This window comes from Mangrovibacterium diazotrophicum (genome assembly GCF_003610535.1).
Classification (GTDB): domain Bacteria; phylum Bacteroidota; class Bacteroidia; order Bacteroidales; family Prolixibacteraceae; genus Mangrovibacterium; species Mangrovibacterium diazotrophicum.
Genome location: NZ_RAPN01000002.1, coordinates 1 through 20,899, shown reverse-complemented (window position 1 = coordinate 20,899; position 20,899 = coordinate 1). Strand labels below are relative to the sequence as shown.

Below are 20,899 nucleotides of genomic sequence, written 5' to 3'. Positions count from 1 at the left end.
AGAATCAAATGAAATTAAACAAACTTTTTTTGGCCTGTTTATTCGGTGGGATCGTGGCTTTTTCTTCCTGCCAGACTGCCCCTGAGGTCAAACAGGTAGATTATACAGATTATGTGAATCCTTTCATCGGTTCCGGTGGCCACGGCCATGTGTTTGTGGGAGCCAATGTACCGTTTGGAATGGTGCAGGTGGGACCACAAAATATCTTCAAAGGATGGGACTGGTGTTCGGGATACCATTATTCCGACAGCATCCTGATCGGGTTCAGTCATACCCATTTAAGCGGAACTGGATGCTCTGATTTGGGCGATATTTTAGTGATGCCTTACCTAGGCGATATTCGAACTGAGCGGGGAACACAGGAAAATATTGATGGTTCGTGTTCTGTTTATTATACGCACGATCAGGAGACGGTTTCTCCCGGCTATTATGCCATCAAAATGAGTAACGGAATCAATGCCGAGTTAACAGCGACGGAGCGCACAGCACTGCATCACTACGCTTTCCCGGCAGGTGAAGAGAAACACATTTTATTGAATTTGAAAGAAGGTAATGATTCGCGTGCTTTTGCAACCTATGCGAAAAAAACAGATGAATATACAATCGAAGGTTACCGGTTTGCGCATGGATGGAGTCCAACACGCAAAGTCTTTTTTATCCTGCGAACAAACCAATCGATAGACTCGGTACTGGTTTATGACAACGACAATTACGTCGGCCAAAATGAGATCGAGACAAAGTCGGCTGATTCGGGTGCCAAATGTGTGATTAGCTTGAAAGGTGATGTTGACGATGTTTTGTTGAAAGTCGCCATTTCGTCGGTTAGTTGTAAAAATGCACAGGAGAATATGGATGCCGAAATGAAAGGCTGGGACTTTGATGCGGTTCATCAGCAAGCGGTCGATAAATGGAACGAGCAGCTGGCGCAAATCAATATCAAAACGGATAATGCCTCCGATCGGGAGATCTTTTACACCTCGATGTATCACACGTGTATGGCTCCGCAGTTGTATTGTGATGTGAACGGCGAATTCCGCGGACACGATGACAAGATCTATAAAGCAGATTGGACAAATTATTCGTGTTTCTCGCTTTGGGACACCTACCGGACTTTGAATCCGCTGTTTACCATCATCAAACCCAATATGGTTGACGATTTTGTCAATTCATTTTTAAGTATCTACGACCAACAGGGGAAACTACCAATTTGGCCGTTGAATGGTGGCGAAACGGAATGTATGCCGGGCTACAGCGCTGTTCCGATTATTGCCGATGCGTACCTGAAAGGCTTTACTGGTTTCGACGCAGATCGGGCTTTGACGGATATGATTTCATCGGCTACTTACGACAAGCAAAAAGGAGTGAGTGAGCTAATGGCAATGGGCTTTATTCCTTCGGATCAGGTGCACGAAGCAACTTCTGTTGCACTGGAATATGCGGCTGATGATTGGGGCACTGCATTGATGGCCAATAAAATGGGCAAAGACAGCGAATACAACACATTCATCAAAAGGGGCGAAGCTTACAAGGATTATTTTGACAAGGACATCCAGTTTATACGTCCGAAAATAGCAGATGGAAGCTGGCGTGCGGATTACAGGCCGTTCGAGTCACGCGATTTTACGGAAGGTACAGGCTGGCAGTATACCTTCGCCAATCCGCAGTGCCCCGAATTAATGATTGAGCTCATGGGCGGAGATGACAACTTTGTGTCGAAGCTGGATTCGCTGTTTGTTGCAGAAGGCGACATGGGAGAAGCGGCTCCGCCGGACATCAGCGGATTGATCGGCCAGTACGCGCATGGTAACGAGCCGAGCCATCCGTTTTGTTACTACTATCCTTACGCCGGTCAGCAGTGGAAGTCGGCCGAGAAAGTTCGCTTTGTCGAAAAGAATTTCTACACCACTAAGCCCGATGGGGTAATCGGTAACGAAGACTGTGGGCAAATGTCGGCCTGGTACATCACATCGGCTTTGGGCTTTTACCAGGTCAATCCGTCAAACGGCATTTTTGTATTTGGCAGTCCGTTGTTTGAACGCGCGACTATTGCGCTGCCTCAAAACAAAACATTTACCGTTGAGGCGGCGAATAACAGCGACCAAAATATCTACATTCAGTCGGTTAAGCTAAATGGAGAACCGTACGACAAAACTTATATCAGTTATAACGAAATAATGGCCGGTGGTAAGTTGGAATTTGTCATGGGCAGTCAACCGAATAAGGATTTTGGAGCGGCTGCTGAAAGTCGTCCGAAAAGCGCCATGTAAGAACAATAATCGGGATAATGAAGATATGCAGCCAGACGGTTTGTATCGAATATTTTCAGTTTAGAGGGCGCTGCACTGCATATCTTCATTTCCCTTTAGATTCGGGAATACCCTGCGATTTCGCACGCGTATCCTGTGCAACATATTTTCATTCAACCAGTAATTGTTTAACTTACAGACTTAAGAAAGTTTCCCCGTTACTACGATAAAACTATTTTCAAAAAGAATGAATCAGTATAAGGATTAAGCCCGACCATAGATTGTCCTGTCGATTGTTGGGGAAATTGGAGTTGATGTTTTAGAACAGGCTGGTTCTCGGTAGAGTTTTAGCAGTGTATTTTGTATTACAGGTAGAATGACCTAAACCAACGCAACTATAAATTAAACCAATGAAATCAGAAATTATTTATTCGAAATGGCAACTGGCAATTTTGGTCAGTTCACGAGTTTTGATTGGCTGGTACTGCCTCTACGAAGGCATCATCAAATTGATGAATCCGTCCTGGTCGGCCTACGCCTTCCTGATGGATTCGCAGGGAATGTTCGCTTCTTTCTTTCACTCACTGGCTGCCAGTCCAACCAGTTTAAGCATTGTCAATTTTCTAAATGTTTACGGACTAATCGCTATCGGGCTGGGCCTGGTTCTCGGTTTGTTTACCCGGGTGGCAACCCTGTCCGGAATTATCGTCATCTTCTTGTATTTCCTGTCACACCCGGCACTAATCAACGCTTCTTACATGCTGCCATCCGGCGAAAGTGCTATGTGGGTCAATAAGAACCTCATTTTTGTTTTCCTGTTACTCATTTTGCTGGTGTATCCCACCGGTCGCCGGATCGGATTGGATCGCCTATTGTTTAACCGCCCCAAAAAGTAAGCAAAGCTATGGACAACCAAACAAATGACGGAAAAGGTTTTTCCAGGAGAGACCTTTTGAAAGGCTTTGCGACACTGCCTGCTTTGGGCGCCTTTGGTTACGGCATGTTTCGTAAATGGAATGCCGAGCGACTACGGCAAAGCTCGATTGCCCAGGAGTTGGGATTGAATTTTGACGAACATCCCGCTGTTGCACCGACAAAATCTGATGGTAAAACCATCCGGGTGGGGATCATTGGTTATGGAATTCGCGGAGAGCAGCTTATGCGCGCTGCCGGCTTTGCTCGTCCTGAGTTGATTGATGACTGGAAGCGTGGAGCGGCTGCAAATGCAAACGATCGCCGCTATGCAGAATACCAGGAACAGGAAGATCTGAACATTGTCATTACTGCCGTTTGCGATCTGTTTGATGTGCACGCCGAAAATGCATTGGCAGCAGCTGCTAACACGGGGCGCAACGGTGTTGACGGTGAAATGAAATTATCAGCAAAACGCTATCGCCGTTACACCGAGCTAATTAATGCCGACGACGTGGATGCCGTTATCATTGCCACGCCCGACCACTGGCATGCCCGAATGGTGGTAGATGCAGCCAAAGCCGGTAAGCATGTTTACGTTGAAAAAGGCTTGACAAGAACCGTTGAAGAAGCTTTCGACGTTCGACGAGCCGTGAAGGAGAGCGGCATTATCATGCAGCTGGGACACCAGGGACGACAAACCGCCAGCTATAACAAAGCCAAAGAAATTATCGACAAGAATATTCTGGGCAAGATTACACTCATTGAAGTGTGTACCAACCGGAATGATCCGAACGGAGCCTGGGTGTACGATATTCACCCGAAGGGAAGCCCGGAGACAATTGATTGGGAGCAGTTTACCGAGCCAACGGATTCGCACCCCTTCAGCCTCGAACGCTTTTTCCGCTGGCGTTGCTGGTGGGACTACGGAACCGGCTTGTCGGGCGACCTACTCACGCACGAGTACGATGCATTGAACCAGGTTTTGAAGCTCGGAATTCCGCATTCAGCAGTGGCTTCAGGAGGCGTCTATTTCTACAAGGATGGGCGTGAAGTACCCGACGTTTTTCAGTCGGTAATGGAATATCCGGATCGCGATTTGACCTTCCTCTATAGTGCATCGCTGGCCAGCGAGCGTTTTCGAGGGAAAGTCATCATGGGGCACGACGCCAGTATGGAAATGGAAAACAGCTTGACGGTGACGCCCGATAGTCGGTCGACCCGATACCGCGAGCAGTTGCAGTCGGGCGTGGTATCGTCGGACAAACCGATGATTACTTATGTTCCCGGGAAGTCGAATGTGGATGCCGTGACTTCGGCAACCGAGCAGTATTTTGCCAGCCGCGGTTTGCTCTACACTTATGTACAGGGCAAGCGGGTGGACACCACACACCTGCATATCCGCGAATGGTTGAATTGTATCCGCAGCGGTGAGCAACCCAGCTGTAACATTGACCAGGCTTTCGAGGAAGCGGTTACGGCACACATGGCAACCATTGCCCTGCGCGAGAACAGAAAAGTTTTCTGGGACGCAGAGAACGAGAAAATCGTTTGATACTTCGATTCAAACTAAATATCTAAAACATAAAATAGAAACTTCATTATTAACCAATTAAACGAATTAATCCATGAGTGAAAACAAGAAATCGAGCGGCTTTAGCCGACGTCAGTTTTTAGGACGCACTGCTGTTGCCGCGGCGGGGATTACGATTTTACCCAGCCATGTTATCGCCGGTTTGGGGCACAAAGCTCCCAGTGATAAATTAAATATCGTCGGTGTGGGTGTCGGCGGGATGGGCTTTGCTAACCTAAAAAATATGGAAGCGGAGAACATCATCGGTTTGTGCGATGTGGATTGGAAATATGCGAAAGGCTGTTTCGACCACTTCCCAAAAGCAGAGAAGTTCAAAGACTGGCGCGAAATGTACGATAAGTTGGGCAACTCAATCGACGGAGTTGTTATTGCCACAGCCGACCACACCCACGCAATTACGGCAGCACATGCCATTGCAATGGGCAAACATGTCTACCTGCAAAAGCCATTGACGCACACGGTTTATGAATCGCGCCTGTTAACCAAGCTGGCTGCCAAGTACAACGTTGCCACCTCGATGGGTAACCAGGGTTCGTCGGGAGAAGGCGTAAACCTGACGACCGAATGGCTGGCTAACGGCGAAATTGGTGAGGTGACCAAAGTGGAAGCGTTTACCGACCGACCAATCTGGCCACAAGGATTGAACACACCGGAGAACGGACAGTGGGTTCCCGAAACCCTGGATTGGGACTTGTTTGTTGGACCGGCCAAAATGCGTCCGTACAACGAGATTTATCACCCCTGGAACTGGCGCGGCTGGTGGGATTACGGCACAGGTGCACTGGGCGATATGGCCTGTCATATTCTGCATCCGGTGTTTGTTGGGCTCGACCTGGGCTATCCAACCCTTGCGCAGGGAAATTCAACTTTACTGCTGAATGATTGTGCTCCTGTTGCTCAGTCGGTGAAACTGACCTTCCCGGCTCGCTCGCCGAAAAAGAAAATGAAAATTAAATTGCCGGAGGTAGACGTGCATTGGTACGACGGAGGTATTAAACCGATGTTGCCCGACGGATGGCCTGCCGGACGGGATATGAATGATGCCGGTGGTGGTGTGATCTTCCACGGTACCAAAGACAAGCTGATTTGCGGTTGCTACGGAAAAGATCCCTGGTTGTTGTCAGGGCGTGTGCCGAATGCGCCGAAGTTCCGTCGTCGTGTTGAACTGAGTCACGAAATGGATTGGGTACGCGCTTGTAAAGAAAGTGCCGACAGCCGCATAAAAACAGCGTCCGATTTCAGCGAAGCCGGTCCATTCAACGAAATGGTAGTGATGGGTGTTTTAGCAGTTCGCCTGCAAAGCCTGAACAAACCATTGGAATGGGATGGTGAGAACATGACATTCACGAACCTGAAGGATGATGAAACCATTAAAACAGTAGTAAGAGATGGATTCAAAATTCACGATGGTCACCCAACCTTTGACAAAACATGGACTGATCCGATTTCGGCAAAAGCGTTCGCGACAGAGCTGATTAAGCACACCTACCGCGCACCTTGGTCATTACCGGACATGCCGGCGTAGTGGCAGAGGGCAGAGGGCGAAGAGCAGAGAGCTAGGAGCAGAGAGCAAGGAGCTTTGTGTTACGAGTTACGGGTTCAAGCTTTTTTGCCCAATTCTAATTTTCTAATATCTAGTATCTAAAAATCTGATATCTAAAATCTAAATCAAACATCAATGAATAAATTAGCGACATGGGCTGCGTGCGGAGCAGCTGTTATTTTACTTTCATCCTGCACCGAAAGTGTAGGTCCCAACCAATTAACCAAAAAAGAAAAAGAAGACGGCTGGGTGCTGTTGTTCGATGGCCAAACAATGGACAGCTGGCGCGGCTACTGTAAAGACGTCGTTCCCGGTGCATGGAGCGTTGAGGACGGAACCATTCACATTCAAGGCTCGGGGCGCGGTGAAGCCGGTGCTCACGATGGTGGCGATATCATCAGCATGAAGAAATACAAGAACTTTGAATTATCGCTCGAATGGAAGGTTTCAGAAGGCGGTAACAGTGGTATCTTCTACCTGGCCCAGGAAAAGTGCGGTAACGACAGTGTGCCCGGAGCACCGATTTACGAATCGTCACCTGAAATGCAGATTCTGGATAACGACCGTCACCCGGATGCCAAGCTGGGGAAAGATGGTAACCGCAAAGCAGGATCGCTGTACGACCTGATTCCGGCGAAACCACAAAATGCGAAACCTGCCGGCGAGTGGAACAAAGTGCTGATCACCGTTTACAAAGGCACCGTCATTCATAATCAAAATGGTGAAAACGTTGTGGAATACCACTTGTGGACCGACGATTGGAAAGCCATGTGTGCCGACAGCAAATTCGCCAACTGGCCCGATTTCATTAACACAGCCGAAGAAGGATATATTGGTTTGCAGGATCACGGCGACGACGTTTGGTTCCGCAACATTAAAATCCGCGAATTATGATCCGGCAACTGACCTTTGTTTTACTGATGCTTGCAGTTAGCGGAACGATGGCTTCCTGTCAGAAAAAAGCGGAAAAGAAGCAGATTGGCATTCAGCTTTGGTCGGTGCGCGATGCGCTGAAAAGTGACGTGCCCGGTACGATCGAGAAGCTCGGGCAGATGGGCTATACATTTGTGGAAGCTGCCGGTTACAACGACGGCCAATTCTACGGGATGGAGCCTGCCGATTTTAAAGCCCTGCTCGAAAAGAACGGGATGACTATGAAAGGATCTCACACCGGTATCAACCTGCCCAAAGACGGGGAGTGGAACGATGCCATGGCCTGGTGGGATGCCTGCATTGCGGCGCATAAAGCGGCCGGAGCCGAATGGATTGTGAAACCCTCGATGGGCGCCGAAGCCTACCGTAGCCTGGACACCCTGCAAATGTACTGTGACTATTACAACGCCATTGGCGAAAAGTGCAACGCCGCGGGAATCCGTTTTGGCTACCACAACCATGCGCACGAGTTCGAAACCGAGCTGGATGGTCATACCTTCTACAATTACCTGGTGGAAAACACCGATCCCAACAAGGTGATGTTCGAGCTGGATTTATACTGGATTAAAGCCGGTGGTAAAGAGGCGCTGGACTATTTCAAGCAATACCCGGGGCGATTCGAACTGTACCATGTGAAGGATGAAACCGAGCTGGGAGGCACCGATGCCACCATGGATTTCAAGCCCCTGTTTGACGCGGCTGCGCAATCGGGGATGAAAAACTACATTGTTGAGGTGGAGCGCTACAATTACGACCCGTTGGAAAGTGTTCGTATGAGTTATGATTTTCTGAATCAGGCGGAATATACCCACTGATTCAAGACTGATCGATAGATTAATTGGTGAAGGCCGCTGTCCCGAAAGGGTAGTGGCCTTTTTCAATATGTAGAAGTTGTTCCTGGCTTCGGCAAATGTCTCCGGATGCTATTTCAGGTTTCGCTCAGCCAGAAGATTTTCCAGTTCTTTTTTATCGTATTTCGAATTGTTTACCAGTTTGTAAATTAAAAACAAGGGGATTAAGGTCAAAAATCCAAAGCTGCTCTTCAGAATACTGTAGATGACGATGCCGATCAGAACGCCAATTAATACGTCATTCGTGATGGCTGCCGACTTCAGATTCTTCGCTTCCTCTAACAATTCCTGGTCTGTTAATTGGGGCAATTCTTTTTGTTCCATTTTCTGTTGTTTGGTTTGAGGGCGGGGATGATTGGTAACGGTCACTTGCAAGTTGTTGTTGCGGATTTCCCTGCCTGGCGGCAGACAGGGGAGAGCGTCAGCGTCCGACAGGACACGGAACTGCGAAACGAGAATCCCGCCCTGCAATATGTAGGTTGTTATGGGCTGGGGGTATTCCATTTTTAGTCATTTTGCCATTTTCCACCTGTCAACTCATTCTATAAAAGCTTTAATATCACATCTTGCAAATTTTTGTAGAATTGCATGTTTTTATGTTGCATGGTCTCAAAAAGTATTCATTCATTACTTGTTTTTCTCTTTATTTTCTGTTTTTGAATTGCAACTGCTCTCCATGACATTAAAGCACCAAAGCATATACTCATGAAAATTAGTTTTATTAAGTCAATATTTCCTTTGTCAAAATAGTCCCATGCTGCCATAAGAATTCCAAATACTATTCCTGTGAATAAAAATGGTTTCAAGTAGAGTCTGATTGTTCTATTCATTATTTTTTGTTTGGTTATTAGATTTTTGCCATTGACCATAACGGTTGGTACACGTTGTCGGGGCGGATTTCAAAGAGCGTAGTCCCGACTCGTCGGGATGACGGTCAAGAAAGGAGCAGAGACAACGCACACCACCGACCCCGCAATGCAATTTGCAAATTGTTAGGGGGCGTCTTTTATTTTTTTTTGTATGGTGGATATTCAATAAATTCATAAGCTATTACAATCAAACAGCTGTCGTTGACTGCTAGTTTCAGTTTCTCATATTCTTCAATTGACAGAGGATTATCAATTAAAATAATCACCCTTAATGTTTCTAAATTAGATAAGGACTTATTTATTTGATTTAGCCTATTCCTCGCTAAATTGATGTATTTCAGTTTTTGTAATTTATCGATGCTAGCGGGTAATGAGTCGATTTGATTATTCATCAATCTGAGCGTTTTCAGATTCTTGAAATCCCATACAAATTCAGGAATAGTTTTTAGATTGTTATTATCTAGATCTAGAGAAGTATATTTCTCAGTATTGTATTGTCTTTTGTAGTATTTATCTACTTTTCCATCTGATAAATCTAAAACCGTCTGCTGCAATTTAATTGAACAGCTGGCCAATATGCCAAAAAACAATATTATTATGAGGTACTTCATTAATTGCTATTAATATTTTGGAGTTGGTTCAAAATGCCCCTTAACGGTCACTTGTATGTGGTCGGGCGGGATTTCGAAAAGAAATCCTGTCAGACCCGCAGGAAAGTGGGCACGAGGTCTGACTTGTCAGACCGCTAAAACCCCCGCCTGCCATATACAATTTGTTAGGGCAAGTTATTTATTAGTTTATACATATTGTAATATCCTTCACATGAGATTTTTAAATGTTGACTGAAATACTCTGGCATCTCGTTTTTCCATTTCCAAAGTTCCTCAATTTTATTTTTATCACCGCTATTAATCGCGTGTTCGAATCTAAAAGTTGTTTCAAATTGGTAATAATGTACAATGTCTTTTCTATGTGCATTAAATTCTTTGAACTCTCCGTTTTTAAAACTCAATAGTTTTTCAAAATATTTATTGTCTTTTAGGGACTCACGACCAGTCAAAATGTCGATGACTTTGGGAAAATTTACTTGTTCTTCTCTAATCTCGACATTTAAATAATATGCTAATGCGTCACCAATTCTGTCCCAGAAGTTATAAAGTTTCTCATAGCAACAACTGACGAAAGAAGAGTAAAGCCAGTCCGCGCCATTTTGGAAATAAGTTGACATAAATTCTCCGTCTAGTAAATATGATTCACCAATTGGATTATTTATTAGAGGTCTATAATAAAAAAGATGTGCGGTGAAAAGTTTCAAGTCATTATTGCAATTAATTAAATCCCAAACATTTTTTAGTCCATGAAATTTTTCAAATGATTTATTACAATTGGAAATATCTGTAGAAACTAATGTTAAAACATTTAGGTCATTATATTGATAGTCATTATCAGAAAGACTTACCAATTTTTCATCCTTGATAATTTGTCCAATTTCTATAATATGTTCTTGTTTGTGTTCCATTTTATAATTTGCCCTAACGGTGGTGGTATGAGGTCGTGGCGGTCAGACGAGAGTCTGAGTGTCCGACCGAAACTGAGATTGGGAAGAGATTCGACTTGTCGAATCCGTACAAACCCAGCCATGCCTTATACCACGTGTTAACGCCTGGTTTTTCATTGTTTATTTATCTTTTGATGATATAATTATTACACCATTTTTTGCTCTGTCACCATAGAGTATTTTGCCAACTTCAAAATCTAAAGATGATATAGTTATTACACTGTCTTTATACTGTTCTAATTTTTTTTCTTTGATAAGAATATCATAATTGTAGGGGACACCATCTAAAATTACTAATGGGTTGGATTTTACATTTCCATTCTCAATAAACTTCTGGACTATATTTTCCACAAATTGCTCATTGTCAATAGTTGCGTTTGGCTCCTTTTTATTTAAACAACTATAAAATAGTACTACGATTAAGACAAGAATAAACCATCTATCAATTTTATTTTTCATTTTGTCTCAGTTGATTTACTTTTCGTTGCAAGTTTGAACCCCAGATGTCAAATTGGCGATAAAATTCAAGACAATCTTTGATGTTTTGAAGTCCATTTAATTTTGGTAAAATATCCTCCTCAAAATCAATTTTCAACTCTTTTGTAAAGTCATTCAAGTCTGTCTTTTCTGTCATTAAATAATCGAGCCAACCCTCTTTCCTAAATTTATGTTTTTTCCTGTTTTTCGATAGGTAAGAATCTTCTCGAAGTGGAGTTAAATTATCAAAATGTGTTACTTTTTTCTTGTCTGTCAAATTTGCTGTAAGCCCAACACCGATATTAAAACAGAAACTCATTTCTTCTTTGCTGTTCCATTGTGAATTTTGCAAATTAATTACAATAAAAAAGTCATCTTTCATTTTCCACCAAGTCTGTCCCGAAGTCCGAAAACCTTCCTCTTTGAGTTTTGGTTTCAAATACGACTTTATAAATTCTATTTGTTTGTCCTTTGCTGTCATTCTTTTAAACTTGGCGTTAACGGTCACTTGCAAGTTGTCGTTGCGGATTTCGAAGAGCGTCAGCGTCCGCAGGACGAAGACGGTCAAGAAAGGAGCAGAGACAACACACACCGCTGCACCCGCAATGCAATTTGCAATTTGTTATAGCCAGTTTTTTAATTTTTAAGTTCATTAAAGTCGTCTAATCCTGCATAAATTATAACTTGAATTATTTTCCCAAGATCCGTCAATATTATATCAAAGTTCGTTACTAACTCAATTGTGTCAGACCAACTTAAATTGATAATTGTATTAATTTGTTTTAGTGAATCATTATCTCGATGAGCGATTGATGTGTTTCTTATTTCTTTTAATTTGTTAAAATATTTTCTTTTGTATGAGTTTAACTCACTTCTAACTTTATTCAATTCTTCTTCAATTTCTTCATTGCAAATTTTTATAGCCACTAAAGTTTTGAATTCTTTTCCCAATAAATCGAAGAAGTCATTGATCGACTCGTAGATTATTAGACATGCATGTCTTGCATGCAAACGTTTTTGCCATTCATTTTCAGCTAACATCAAGTCTTGTCCAATAACTTTTAGGTCATATGATATTGTAATTGTAAATGCAGCGATGTTCCAAATAAGCTTGGTGTCCTTAAATCCATTGTAATTTGCATGATTAGTTCCATTAAACAATAAATCGAGAAGTTGTTCATGTGTTTCTAAATTTCTCGAGAACATTAATTGCATCTCTTCTTTCCGATTCCTAATGTTTTCAGAAAGTAATTTGTCAGTTTTGTTGATTTTGTAGTCCGGCATTGTTTATTCAAAATTGGCTATAACGGTTGGTACATGTTGTCGGGGCGGATTTCGGAGAGCGTTCCTGTCCGAAGGACACGGAACTGCGAAACGAGAATCCGCAGTTGGCGTACCACCGAACCCCGCCCTGCAATATGTACTGTGTTGTGCAACGTTTTTTTATAATGTCAAAAAGTATTCTATCAGTAATTTATCATCTTTTCTCCATCGAATATATCCTTCAAATATTTCGTCATCTTTCATCTCAAAAGTTTTGTCGCATATTGCTGGCTCAACTTTTACTTTTAACCAGTCACCTTTAGTTTCTATTGGCATTAAGCAATCAACTAATTGTTTTTTGCATTTCTCCGAGTTCAAATTCGGTGATATTAAAATTGGATTTGAGATTGTATCAATTGGTCTAACCGTAACTGTCTCACATATAAATTTCTCCCACGATAAATATTTTAAATCAGGAGATTTTTTTATCCAGTATTTTAAGTTTGATTCTTCGTCTACGATTATTTGATACCAATTTGCATCAACATTCGAACATTGAAAATAAAAAATGTAATAGTCAAGATTGATATGTAATGGTTTGAACCACTCTTTTTCTATTAAATCCAAATCTTTAATGTTGAAAGAATTAATTTCCTTGTCATCAAATATTTTTATTGATTTTATAGGTTTAGTATCTTCTTTATTCTTATAAAATTGAATTGTCGGATAATTCTCAGGATTAACAGATATTAAACCGTCTCCTTTGATATTGCCAGTTTGAGCAAATAGGTTTACATGTACAAAAAGGATTAATGCCAATATTATTCTATTTAGTCTCATTTCTCTGAATTCAAAATGTTGCACAACGGTCACTTGTATGTGGTCGGGCGGGATTTCAAAGAGAAATCCTGTCAGACACGCAGGAAGTGGTAACACTGGTTTGACTTGTCAAACCGCTAAAACACCCGCCTGCCATATGACAAATTGTTAGGTACTGTATTTTATTTTTTTTTCTTCATTTTGTCTCTATCCAACTTGTCTGATTGCACTGATAATAAAAAATATCAGTCCGATTAGAATTAAAAGTCCAAACAGGCTAGCGTGTGTTATTCTCGCATATGCTTGCCACTTTTTTAGTTCTTCAACCCGTCGAGTTTCTCCATACATATCAAATTCATCTATTTGACTTTCAAACTCATTATTAATTTCTGTCGAATCATTAACAAAAGGGTCTTTTGCAGCCATAAATGGAATTAGAAAACAATAAATTTTGTCTTCTGTCGACAGAGGTTTATTTCTTGTTTTTATTCGGATTTCAAGTCCTTTTTTTGCTATCTCTAATTCTTTTTCTGATGGTTTCCTTTTTTGAAACTCGTCTTTTGCCAATTGATATTCCTGGTGTCTTTCGTTTCTCATTATTTCTAATAAGTCAACGAGAGAATATTGCTGTATCAATTTCTTAACCTTGTATGGCATTGTCAGTTTCTTGGTATTTTAATATTGTACCTAACGGTTGGTACATGTTGTCGGGGCGGATTTCGAAGAGCGTTCCTGTCCGAAGGACACGGAACTGCGATGCGAGAATCCGCAGTTGGCGTACCACCGAACCCCGCCCTGCAATATGTACCGTGTTACCTGCTGTTTTTTTATTTTTTTATTTATTTATTCATGTCCGTAAAGTTTGATAGCCAGTTCTCTATTATAACCTTTATCCCAGCTTCCTTCAAACTTTTCACCATTTGAGAATGTGTAAACACCTTCACCGTCTTGTAATCCATTTTCCCATTGTCCAATGTAAAAGCTCCCATCTGACCAGTCATATCTGCCGTTTCCGTTTTGCTCATCATTGTACCATTCTCCTTCGTATCTATTGTTTGTATATTTTCCAGCTTCTCCCCAGAATTTAATCCCAAATCCTTGTCTTTTCCCATTAACCCAGTCTCCATCATAATAGCGATTTGGATATTCTGCTTCAGAACCAAATACTAGCTTCCCTTTTCCATCAGATTTTCCATTCTTAAATTGACCAGTATATTTTGCATCCTCACTTTTGTCGTAGTAGATTCCTTTTCCATTGTATTCATTGTTTGAAAACTCACCTTCATACCAGTCACCTGAAAATTCAGATTCTATACCAAAATATTGATAACCGTTTCCATTTAATTCTCCACTATTCCAGTTACCTTTCATAATTGTTCCGTCTTTCCATTGTTTCTCTCCATAACCGTTCTCACAATCTCCAATTATTGTATATCTATTATTGCTTGAACAGCTAGCAAATATGAGTAATATTGATAATGTGATTAATCTTGTCATTTTTTCGTTTTCAAAATAGCAGGTAACGGTCACTTGCAAGTTGTCGTTGCGGATTTCGAAGAGCGTCAGCGTCCGCAGGACGAAGACGGTCAAGAAAGGAGCAGAGACAACGCACACCACTGCACTCGCAATGCAATTTGCAAATTGTTAGGCTTTCGTTATTTATTCATTTTTATTGTTTTTACAATCTCTGCGACTAATTCCGATTGTTCGGTCAGAATTGAATCTCCAAAAATTGTTGCTGTCATTAATATGTATCCTTTAATGGAATCTTTTTTTAGTACATACAAATACTGATTCCGTTGCATTTTTTCGGTCGAGTCATAACCAGAACTAAAATTGAAACTTGTCCGATAAGCACGTATTTTCCCGCTTTTTTGCATTTGTGTTTTTAGTCCAACTGTTGCATTAAGAGAGTCAAGTGTTTGCTCCAGGTTAGGATTGATATAAACCGTATCTAGATTCCAATTAACATTAATAATCACTTTGTTTTTCAATTCTCTCGCTGTGTCAGACGAGATAATCCCTGAAGAAGATTCGGTTGTATTAAATTCCTTTTTCCAATTCTCTGGGAGTTTCACTTGAAATTTTCCATTCAAGTCAATAACGTTCACCATTTTTAATTCTGATTTTTTAATGTCAGTATTGCATGAGAACATGAGAATTAAAATTAATAACGCTGATATTTTGAAGGAAGGAATTCTCATTGTTTTGGTTTTTTCATAATGAAGCCTAACGGTTGGTACATGTTGTCGGGGCGGATTTCGAAGAGCGTTCCTGTCCGAAGGACACGGAACTGCGATGCGAGAATCCGCAGTTGGCGTACCACCGAACCCCGCCCTGCAATATGTACTGTGTTAGCGGTAGTATTTTATATTTTTTCAATTACTTGCATTAATAAATTTATATAGTTCTTAAGCTCTTGGTCATTTATTAAATCATTTTGAATGCCACTGTCTGAGTGATGATAGGCTTTTGTGAAATCATTTAATTCGATTAAATCTGTATAAATCGGTTTTAAATTTGATAGTCTAGTCGTTGATTTATTGATAATTGAAATAATATCACCCAACCAGCAATTGTTATCCAAAACGTCAAAATATTTTGTCTTTATAATTCCTTCGAGAATTGGTCTTACACATCTAATTACTTCTCGTCTTTCGGCTTCTGAGATAACACCATTTGATAAATAATTTTTTACTGTTTGTAAGTCCTTTTGAAGTCCACTCAATGTCTCATTATAGATGTCGTGAAAGGTAATAATGCTGGATAAACCATTGTCAGATATTTTTAGGTTTAATACATCATTAAAATCGAGCTTGTCGTTAAATTCTTTAGCAAAATGGATGTCATGAGTGAGTAAGAAGAATTGCTGACAGTTATGCGCAATTTTTGCTAAATTAAATATGGTGGTTGTCTTTCGACCATAATCGAAACTAGATAGGGGGTCGTCAAATACAATAATCTTATCATTATAACCTAAAATCTCTAGTCTTGCCAAAAAGAAGCAAAAGGCGACTGCACTTTTATCACCTTCACTCATCGTGTATTTTGCATTGGGAATTTTTCGAACTAAATCAGGGGCATTGAAATGAACTTGTCTACCATGAATTTCAAAAACGATATATATACGAAATATCTCAAAGTCAGATAATCCTTTTCCTTTTTGATATGAAAATTCTGTTAGCTTTATATAAGGTGAGAATCTTGAAAGATACTTGTTTACGAATTTAATATGTTCTTCGAAAATACCATTTGAGTAGCTGTAATACTCGTTTAAGGCAGTATCTAATTCTTTTTGTGCTTGAGTCAGTCGAGCATTTAGTGCTAATTTATTCTCTTCATTGATTGCACTATTTACTCTTTTTAAGAGTGATTCCTTTTTACTTATTAGAGTTTTACATTCGTTTTTAAACTCAATACCTTTTTGACCAAGAATTAATTTATACAGGTTAACTTTATTTTGCTTTTTTAATGTTGAACCAACAAATAGATAATCTTCTACAAAATGAATATCGAAAACCTCAATATTGCTAATAATGTCACTCCAGTATTTATTTTTATATTCAATTATGTGATTGCTTTTCAATCGTACAATTGACTCATCATCAGTTATTGAGGATTTTTTAATTTCAATTAAACTGCCATTTTCAGTTTTTAAAGATTTGAAAATTGTTGCCAGTGTAGTTTTGCCAGAACCATTAGGAGCATAAATCAAATTAATCTGCTTTAATTCTCCATTCCACTGATTAGATGATTTTAATTTATAATCTATAAATCTTCCAATATTTTTTATCTCAATAATCTTTTCAATCATTTAAATAGTACTTTTTTAGGTCGATTCAATATTACCGCTAACGGTCACTTGTATGTGGTCGGGCGGGATTTCGAAAAGAAATCCTGTCAGACCGCTAAGCCCCCCGCCTGCCATATTACAATTTGTTAGCCACTGATTTTTCATTTTGGTTCTGCTAGTTCAATTATTGTTTCTTTTCCATAGTCTTCAATAAAGGCGTTTCCGATAGAATCTCTTATTAAAGCATTTTCTATAGTCATTGAATATGTTGTGTCATTTCTGTGTGTAATTCCGAGTGAATATTCATAGTATGTAATTGAGTCTTTCCAATAGAATTCTTCTCCTTTAATATCCATTCCATAATGTGTCTTGCCAATAAATCGCTCAGGTTCTTGCGCCAATTTTTCAGTGAGAATATTTTTAAACTCTTTAAATTCCTTGTCTGTCAGATTTGTCGCCCAAATTTCAAATAGATGATTTTTCATTGTTCGTGCTGTAAATCTTTCATCTTTTTTAAAGGCAACAAGTCCGAAATTTTCTCCATACTTTTCTAATTCCAGAAAATCAGTATTTACGGTTTCACCGAGGTTATGTCCATATACTTTCAATTGATTGTTTATTGGTCTCGGAGTGCATGAAAAAATAGTAAAGCAAACAACTAATAATATGTAGAATCCTCTTTTCATTAAATTTGTGGCTAACGGTGGTGGTATGAGGTCGTGGCGGTCAGACGAGAGTCTGAGTGTCCGACCGAAACTGAGGTTGGGACGAGATTCGACTTGTCGAATCCGCACAAACCCAGCCATGCCTTATACCACGTGTTAGCAAACGTATTTTATATTTTTCCAATTTCCATTCCAGATTATTCTGTATTTTCCTTTTTGTTCTGGGACACCTCCAATAAAATCTATATTTTTTATTTTCTTCGACCTATTCACTGTAATTGAACAGATTAAACTATCTATCAATCCAGAACCTCGTAAATTTCTTTTTCTTAAATCAGTGTCATAAACTGTAACGCGAATATATTTTGTCTTTAAAAATCTATGCCAGAAGCCAAGTTCTTTCTTAGATTCTTTAATCGCATACTTCGTTATTTTTTTATAGTTGTTTCTTATTAAAGTGATTATATCCTCATTGTTTTCCGGGTAAATGTAGACGCTTGGGTCATTTATAATTACGGATAATCCACGTCTGTGAGGTTTTGTTTCTCTTAATTCATATTTGCGTTTAAATGTATAATTTGTGTATTTATGATACTCCATTGGCATAATTATTTTTGCCAGCCTGATGTATCTAATCACTTTCTTAATTATTCGAGGCAGTTTTACATTACTTATAAAAAAGAGCATATTATCTTCAAGTGCACCTTGGTATCCTGATAAATCAGTGCTATTATTCAATCTTTCCCTTTTTAATATTTTCCCATCGTAACCAGCCCAACCAGGCAAGCTATATTTTGATTCGAGAGAAAAAAAGTATCTGTCAAATCCTCTTGCAAAATACTCGGCTATGATAGCTGTTCTAAATGCATGATAATTAACTTCTTGGAATTCTACAAGTTGATTTTTAATGAAAATATTAAGTTGTTTTCTTCCGTCTACAATTTCGTTTTCTAAACAATCAACTACCTCCCATTTGGGGGCATTGGCGAGGGCTTTTAATTCTTGAATTAAGAATTGTTTAGGTATTGTTAAATTATTATTTTGAAAATACTCTCTATTTAGAATGACAAATATTTTAAAAGCGAGAGCAAGCGCGTTACACACATCCAAAAGTTTGTCAAATTTCTTTATGATGTCCTTTGTGCTGAATTGAACTGGTTGACCTTTTTTACCCTTGTAAATTGTATCGAAATCTTTATAGGTTATTCCACCATGTGCAATCCCATTTCTAACTGTATTTTCATAAGGTTCTGTTAAGTAATCGAAATTTGAATTTTTAACTTCCTCAATACAGTTGTAGATGTCTAAACCAGTGGTCGGTTTATTTCTCTGTTTTCTTTGATTGTAGGCAATGAATAACAGAAATTTGTGGTAAACTGCTTCGATTAATTTTAAATAATTGAAGTGGATGTGATTGTCAATAAATCTAATACATTCAATATTATTGTCAGGTATGAAAATATCATGAATATCGAGTGAGTTTACATCATTTAATGATTTGATTGCGATGTTTATTTCGTGTTCTATTTCGGAATATAATTCTTTAAACCAATCAGAATTTTTTATTTGTTTATTGTCAAGAAATGATAGAAACTCCTCAAATGCTTTTTTTGAATAAAACTTTTGAGGTCGTTCATGGACATATTCCTTTAGTGATAAGTATTTTGAATCGTTTGCTTGCTCCAAAATTGGAAATGAATACAGAATTTTCTCTTTCCAGTATTCATTTGTTGCTTTGGTTGTTGGGCAGTCTTCAAGTACCATTCAATTTCTGTTTTTTAATATGTTTGCTAACGGCCTGTGGTATGAAACGTTGCGCACTTCGAAGCACAAACTTATCAGCCCGATAAGCCGCTGATTAAATGTTATTTCATTCAAATATAGCACTGTCCGCGCAATGTTTTATGACCACTTGTTGGGGGCAGTTATTCATTAAAAGTATTAAATATCATTTGTAGTAAATCATGCATTTCTCGCCAGTCTTCGTCCTTAATTTTATTCCGGTCTTCTTTACACTCTTTTATTTTCTTTTTAAAATCTTTCTGAACTTTGGTTTTATCTATGATTTCACCTTGATATTTTTTTAATTTAGAATCATACCCTTTCCACTGTATTGGCATTAAACCTTCTTTCTGACTTAAAATATCTTGACCTAAATACATTTCAATACTACATGCTAATCTATTAATATCCATATTTGTTATTCCTGTCGGTCCGATGGTCGGATAGTTTTTTGCAATATCGATAATAGGATATTGTTTAATCTTAATATTGGGTGGTATTTTAGTTTTTGATAAGCCGCTGATTGCAGATTCTGCTGCTGTATCATTATCAAAAAGTGCAATTACTTTGTTCTTTATATCAGCACCAACAAATGATTTTATACTTGCAACTAATGAACTGGCACTTCCTGAGGCATTTGAGACTCCAAAATCCATAAATGAATAATATCCCGTCAAATGCGGATATAATAATTCTAATGAATCCCGTAATATGTTAATATCAGATGTCCCCTCTGTAAGAATTAGAAACTTTTCTCCAAGCTCATAATCAAATGTTAGATTTCCAATTACTTCGTCATATACCTCCTCAGGTTCTCCTTCATAATATCCACTTTCAAGCAATTCTGTTATATCATAAGTGATTATAGCGTCTGGTTCAGTTGCTTCTAACAAAGCTCTCAATAATGTCCTTTGGTCATAATCATATGGAAATCTATCAAGTCCATATCCATAGTCTAATAGATAAGGGATGATAGGATTAATTTTATCAGGTAAATTTTCCTTCTTTACAGCAAAGCCATAATTATGCTCAAATATTTCTTTAACCGCTTCTATAAAATCATCAAATGAATTATTCTCCAAAATTTGAATTTCATTTGTCAGTATCTTATTCATTCTATCAGAATCATTGAATGTTTTATCCTCAATCCGTTCCCTTAATCTGACTAACGATTCTTCTTTTGACTCTTCGAATCTTTCTATGGTTCTAGTCAGAGTAAAACCCATAACATTCAATCTGTCACGTATATTTTTAGCTGAATTAAAGTATTGTATTGCTTTTTCCTCTTCTTCCTCCTCATTTTCTCTACCGTACAATACTTGAATTCTATCCCCAATCTTTCGTTCAAAAACATTCAAGTCACTCGTTTGAAATAAAGAGAGTAAAAAAGGGTCTATCTCATTCTTCGTCGTTGCAATTGGATAGTCTTTAATATATAATTCGCAATATGAACCCATTACTTATTTATCATGTTGTTGCAGCTCTGTCTAATTGCCCCCAACGGTTGGTACATGTTGTCGGGGCGGATTTCGGAGAGCGTTCCTGTCCGAAGGACACGGAACTGCGATGCGAGAATCCGCAGTTGGCGTACCAC

21 protein-coding genes are annotated in these 20,899 nt (G+C 39.5%); 6 read left to right on the top strand and 15 right to left on the bottom strand.

Annotated elements, in window-relative coordinates; translation table 11 throughout:
- Positions 1 to 8: 8 nt before the first annotated feature.
- The 6 genes from BC643_RS16340 to BC643_RS16315 all read left to right on the top strand — a co-directional run bounded on the left by BC643_RS16340 (position 9) and on the right by BC643_RS16315 (position 8,043).
- A complete protein-coding gene (locus tag BC643_RS16340) occupies positions 9 to 2,267 on the top strand; it encodes a GH92 family glycosyl hydrolase (RefSeq protein ID WP_120274352.1) in 2,259 nt (752 codons plus the stop codon).
- A gap of 389 nt (positions 2,268 to 2,656) precedes the next feature.
- Positions 2,657 to 3,142: a DoxX family membrane protein gene (locus BC643_RS16335; protein WP_120274351.1), complete on the top strand. Its 486-nt coding sequence runs from the start codon at positions 2,657 to 2,659 to the stop codon at positions 3,140 to 3,142.
- A gap of 8 nt (positions 3,143 to 3,150) precedes the next feature.
- Complete coding sequence (locus tag BC643_RS16330) at positions 3,151 to 4,713, top strand: Gfo/Idh/MocA family protein (protein WP_120274350.1); 1,563 nt, start codon at positions 3,151 to 3,153, stop codon at positions 4,711 to 4,713.
- Positions 4,714 to 4,786: 73 nt separating this feature from the next.
- Positions 4,787 to 6,277 carry a Gfo/Idh/MocA family oxidoreductase gene (locus BC643_RS16325; protein WP_120274349.1) on the top strand — a complete coding sequence of 497 codons (1,491 nt, stop codon included), beginning with the start codon at positions 4,787 to 4,789 and terminating at the stop codon, positions 6,275 to 6,277.
- Between the two features lie 153 nt (positions 6,278 to 6,430).
- Positions 6,431 to 7,189, top strand: coding sequence for a 3-keto-disaccharide hydrolase (locus BC643_RS16320; protein WP_120274348.1), 759 nt, complete (start codon positions 6,431 to 6,433; stop codon positions 7,187 to 7,189).
- Entirely contained in the window at positions 7,186 to 8,043 is an 858-nt protein-coding gene (locus BC643_RS16315) for a sugar phosphate isomerase/epimerase family protein (protein WP_245995005.1), read from the top strand. Before BC643_RS16320 ends, BC643_RS16315 begins: the two co-directional genes overlap by 4 nt.
- Positions 8,044 to 8,151: 108 nt before the next feature.
- Here BC643_RS16315 and BC643_RS23540 read toward each other — a convergent pair whose 3' ends face one another.
- The 15 genes from BC643_RS23540 to BC643_RS16240 all read right to left on the bottom strand — a co-directional run bounded on the left by BC643_RS23540 (position 8,152) and on the right by BC643_RS16240 (position 20,762).
- Positions 8,152 to 8,583: a hypothetical protein gene (locus tag BC643_RS23540; protein ID WP_211338121.1), complete on the bottom strand. Its 432-nt coding sequence runs from the start codon at positions 8,581 to 8,583 to the stop codon at positions 8,152 to 8,154.
- 116 nt (positions 8,584 to 8,699) lie between these two features.
- The gene (locus BC643_RS16305) at positions 8,700 to 8,909 is read right to left on the bottom strand and encodes a hypothetical protein (protein WP_147377250.1); all 210 of its coding nucleotides are present in this window, start codon (positions 8,907 to 8,909) and stop codon (positions 8,700 to 8,702) included.
- Positions 8,910 to 9,085: 176 nt separating this feature from the next.
- The gene (locus BC643_RS16300; RefSeq protein WP_120274346.1) at positions 9,086 to 9,559 is read right to left on the bottom strand and encodes a leucine-rich repeat domain-containing protein; all 474 of its coding nucleotides are present in this window, start codon (positions 9,557 to 9,559) and stop codon (positions 9,086 to 9,088) included.
- Positions 9,560 to 9,723: 164 nt separating this feature from the next.
- On the bottom strand, positions 9,724 to 10,467 hold the full coding sequence (locus BC643_RS16295) for a Cthe_2314 family HEPN domain-containing protein (protein ID WP_120274345.1): 744 nt from the start codon (positions 10,465 to 10,467) through the stop codon (positions 9,724 to 9,726).
- Between the two features lie 159 nt (positions 10,468 to 10,626).
- Entirely contained in the window at positions 10,627 to 10,965 is a 339-nt protein-coding gene (locus BC643_RS16290) for a hypothetical protein (protein ID WP_120274344.1), read from the bottom strand.
- Positions 10,955 to 11,464, bottom strand: a complete 510-nt coding sequence (locus BC643_RS16285) for a DUF4304 domain-containing protein (protein ID WP_147377249.1) — start codon at positions 11,462 to 11,464, stop codon at positions 10,955 to 10,957. Before BC643_RS16285 ends, BC643_RS16290 begins: the two co-directional genes overlap by 11 nt.
- Positions 11,465 to 11,619: 155 nt before the next feature.
- The gene (locus BC643_RS16280; protein WP_120274342.1) at positions 11,620 to 12,267 is read right to left on the bottom strand and encodes an AbiU2 domain-containing protein; all 648 of its coding nucleotides are present in this window, start codon (positions 12,265 to 12,267) and stop codon (positions 11,620 to 11,622) included.
- 159 nt (positions 12,268 to 12,426) lie between these two features.
- On the bottom strand, positions 12,427 to 13,086 hold the full coding sequence (locus BC643_RS16275; RefSeq protein WP_120274341.1) for a hypothetical protein: 660 nt from the start codon (positions 13,084 to 13,086) through the stop codon (positions 12,427 to 12,429).
- A 186-nt stretch (positions 13,087 to 13,272) separates the two neighbouring features.
- Entirely contained in the window at positions 13,273 to 13,722 is a 450-nt protein-coding gene (locus BC643_RS16270) for a hypothetical protein (RefSeq protein ID WP_120274340.1), read from the bottom strand.
- 186 nt (positions 13,723 to 13,908) lie between these two features.
- Positions 13,909 to 14,562: an MORN repeat-containing protein gene (locus tag BC643_RS16265; protein ID WP_147377248.1), complete on the bottom strand. Its 654-nt coding sequence runs from the start codon at positions 14,560 to 14,562 to the stop codon at positions 13,909 to 13,911.
- A gap of 158 nt (positions 14,563 to 14,720) precedes the next feature.
- Entirely contained in the window at positions 14,721 to 15,269 is a 549-nt protein-coding gene (locus BC643_RS16260; RefSeq protein ID WP_147377247.1) for a hypothetical protein, read from the bottom strand.
- 164 nt (positions 15,270 to 15,433) lie between these two features.
- Positions 15,434 to 16,879, bottom strand: a complete 1,446-nt coding sequence (locus BC643_RS16255; protein ID WP_120274337.1) for an AAA family ATPase — start codon at positions 16,877 to 16,879, stop codon at positions 15,434 to 15,436.
- Between the two features lie 140 nt (positions 16,880 to 17,019).
- Positions 17,020 to 17,466, bottom strand: a complete 447-nt coding sequence (locus BC643_RS16250; RefSeq protein WP_120274336.1) for a hypothetical protein — start codon at positions 17,464 to 17,466, stop codon at positions 17,020 to 17,022.
- A 213-nt stretch (positions 17,467 to 17,679) separates the two neighbouring features.
- Positions 17,680 to 19,287, bottom strand: coding sequence for a hypothetical protein (locus BC643_RS16245; RefSeq protein WP_120274335.1), 1,608 nt, complete (start codon positions 19,285 to 19,287; stop codon positions 17,680 to 17,682).
- A 161-nt stretch (positions 19,288 to 19,448) separates the two neighbouring features.
- Positions 19,449 to 20,762 carry a HEPN/Toprim-associated domain-containing protein gene (locus tag BC643_RS16240; RefSeq protein ID WP_120274334.1) on the bottom strand — a complete coding sequence of 438 codons (1,314 nt, stop codon included), beginning with the start codon at positions 20,760 to 20,762 and terminating at the stop codon, positions 19,449 to 19,451.
- Positions 20,763 to 20,899 lie beyond the last annotated feature (137 nt).

Bases quoted from the DNA above. Each gene is read 5' to 3' on its own strand.
- BC643_RS16340 (WP_120274352.1), top strand. From the start codon at position 9: ATGAAATTAAACAAACTTTTTTTGGCCTGTTTATTCGGTGGGATCGTG.
- BC643_RS16335 (WP_120274351.1), top strand. From the start codon at position 2,657: ATGAAATCAGAAATTATTTATTCGAAATGGCAACTGGCAATTTTGGTC.
- BC643_RS16330 (WP_120274350.1), top strand. From the start codon at position 3,151: ATGGACAACCAAACAAATGACGGAAAAGGTTTTTCCAGGAGAGACCTT.
- BC643_RS16325 (WP_120274349.1), top strand. From the start codon at position 4,787: ATGAGTGAAAACAAGAAATCGAGCGGCTTTAGCCGACGTCAGTTTTTA.
- BC643_RS16320 (WP_120274348.1), top strand. From the start codon at position 6,431: ATGAATAAATTAGCGACATGGGCTGCGTGCGGAGCAGCTGTTATTTTA.
- BC643_RS16315 (WP_245995005.1), top strand. From the start codon at position 7,186: ATGATCCGGCAACTGACCTTTGTTTTACTGATGCTTGCAGTTAGCGGA.
- BC643_RS23540 (WP_211338121.1), bottom strand. From the start codon at position 8,583: ATGGAATACCCCCAGCCCATAACAACCTACATATTGCAGGGCGGGATT.
- BC643_RS16305 (WP_147377250.1), bottom strand. From the start codon at position 8,909: ATGAATAGAACAATCAGACTCTACTTGAAACCATTTTTATTCACAGGA.
- BC643_RS16300 (WP_120274346.1), bottom strand. From the start codon at position 9,559: ATGAAGTACCTCATAATAATATTGTTTTTTGGCATATTGGCCAGCTGT.
- BC643_RS16295 (WP_120274345.1), bottom strand. From the start codon at position 10,467: ATGGAACACAAACAAGAACATATTATAGAAATTGGACAAATTATCAAG.
- BC643_RS16290 (WP_120274344.1), bottom strand. From the start codon at position 10,965: ATGAAAAATAAAATTGATAGATGGTTTATTCTTGTCTTAATCGTAGTA.
- BC643_RS16285 (WP_147377249.1), bottom strand. From the start codon at position 11,464: ATGACAGCAAAGGACAAACAAATAGAATTTATAAAGTCGTATTTGAAA.
- BC643_RS16280 (WP_120274342.1), bottom strand. From the start codon at position 12,267: ATGCCGGACTACAAAATCAACAAAACTGACAAATTACTTTCTGAAAAC.
- BC643_RS16275 (WP_120274341.1), bottom strand. From the start codon at position 13,086: ATGAGACTAAATAGAATAATATTGGCATTAATCCTTTTTGTACATGTA.
- BC643_RS16270 (WP_120274340.1), bottom strand. From the start codon at position 13,722: ATGCCATACAAGGTTAAGAAATTGATACAGCAATATTCTCTCGTTGAC.
- BC643_RS16265 (WP_147377248.1), bottom strand. From the start codon at position 14,562: ATGACAAGATTAATCACATTATCAATATTACTCATATTTGCTAGCTGT.
- BC643_RS16260 (WP_147377247.1), bottom strand. From the start codon at position 15,269: ATGAGAATTCCTTCCTTCAAAATATCAGCGTTATTAATTTTAATTCTC.
- BC643_RS16255 (WP_120274337.1), bottom strand. From the start codon at position 16,879: ATGATTGAAAAGATTATTGAGATAAAAAATATTGGAAGATTTATAGAT.
- BC643_RS16245 (WP_120274335.1), bottom strand. From the start codon at position 19,287: ATGGTACTTGAAGACTGCCCAACAACCAAAGCAACAAATGAATACTGG.
- BC643_RS16240 (WP_120274334.1), bottom strand. From the start codon at position 20,762: ATGGGTTCATATTGCGAATTATATATTAAAGACTATCCAATTGCAACG.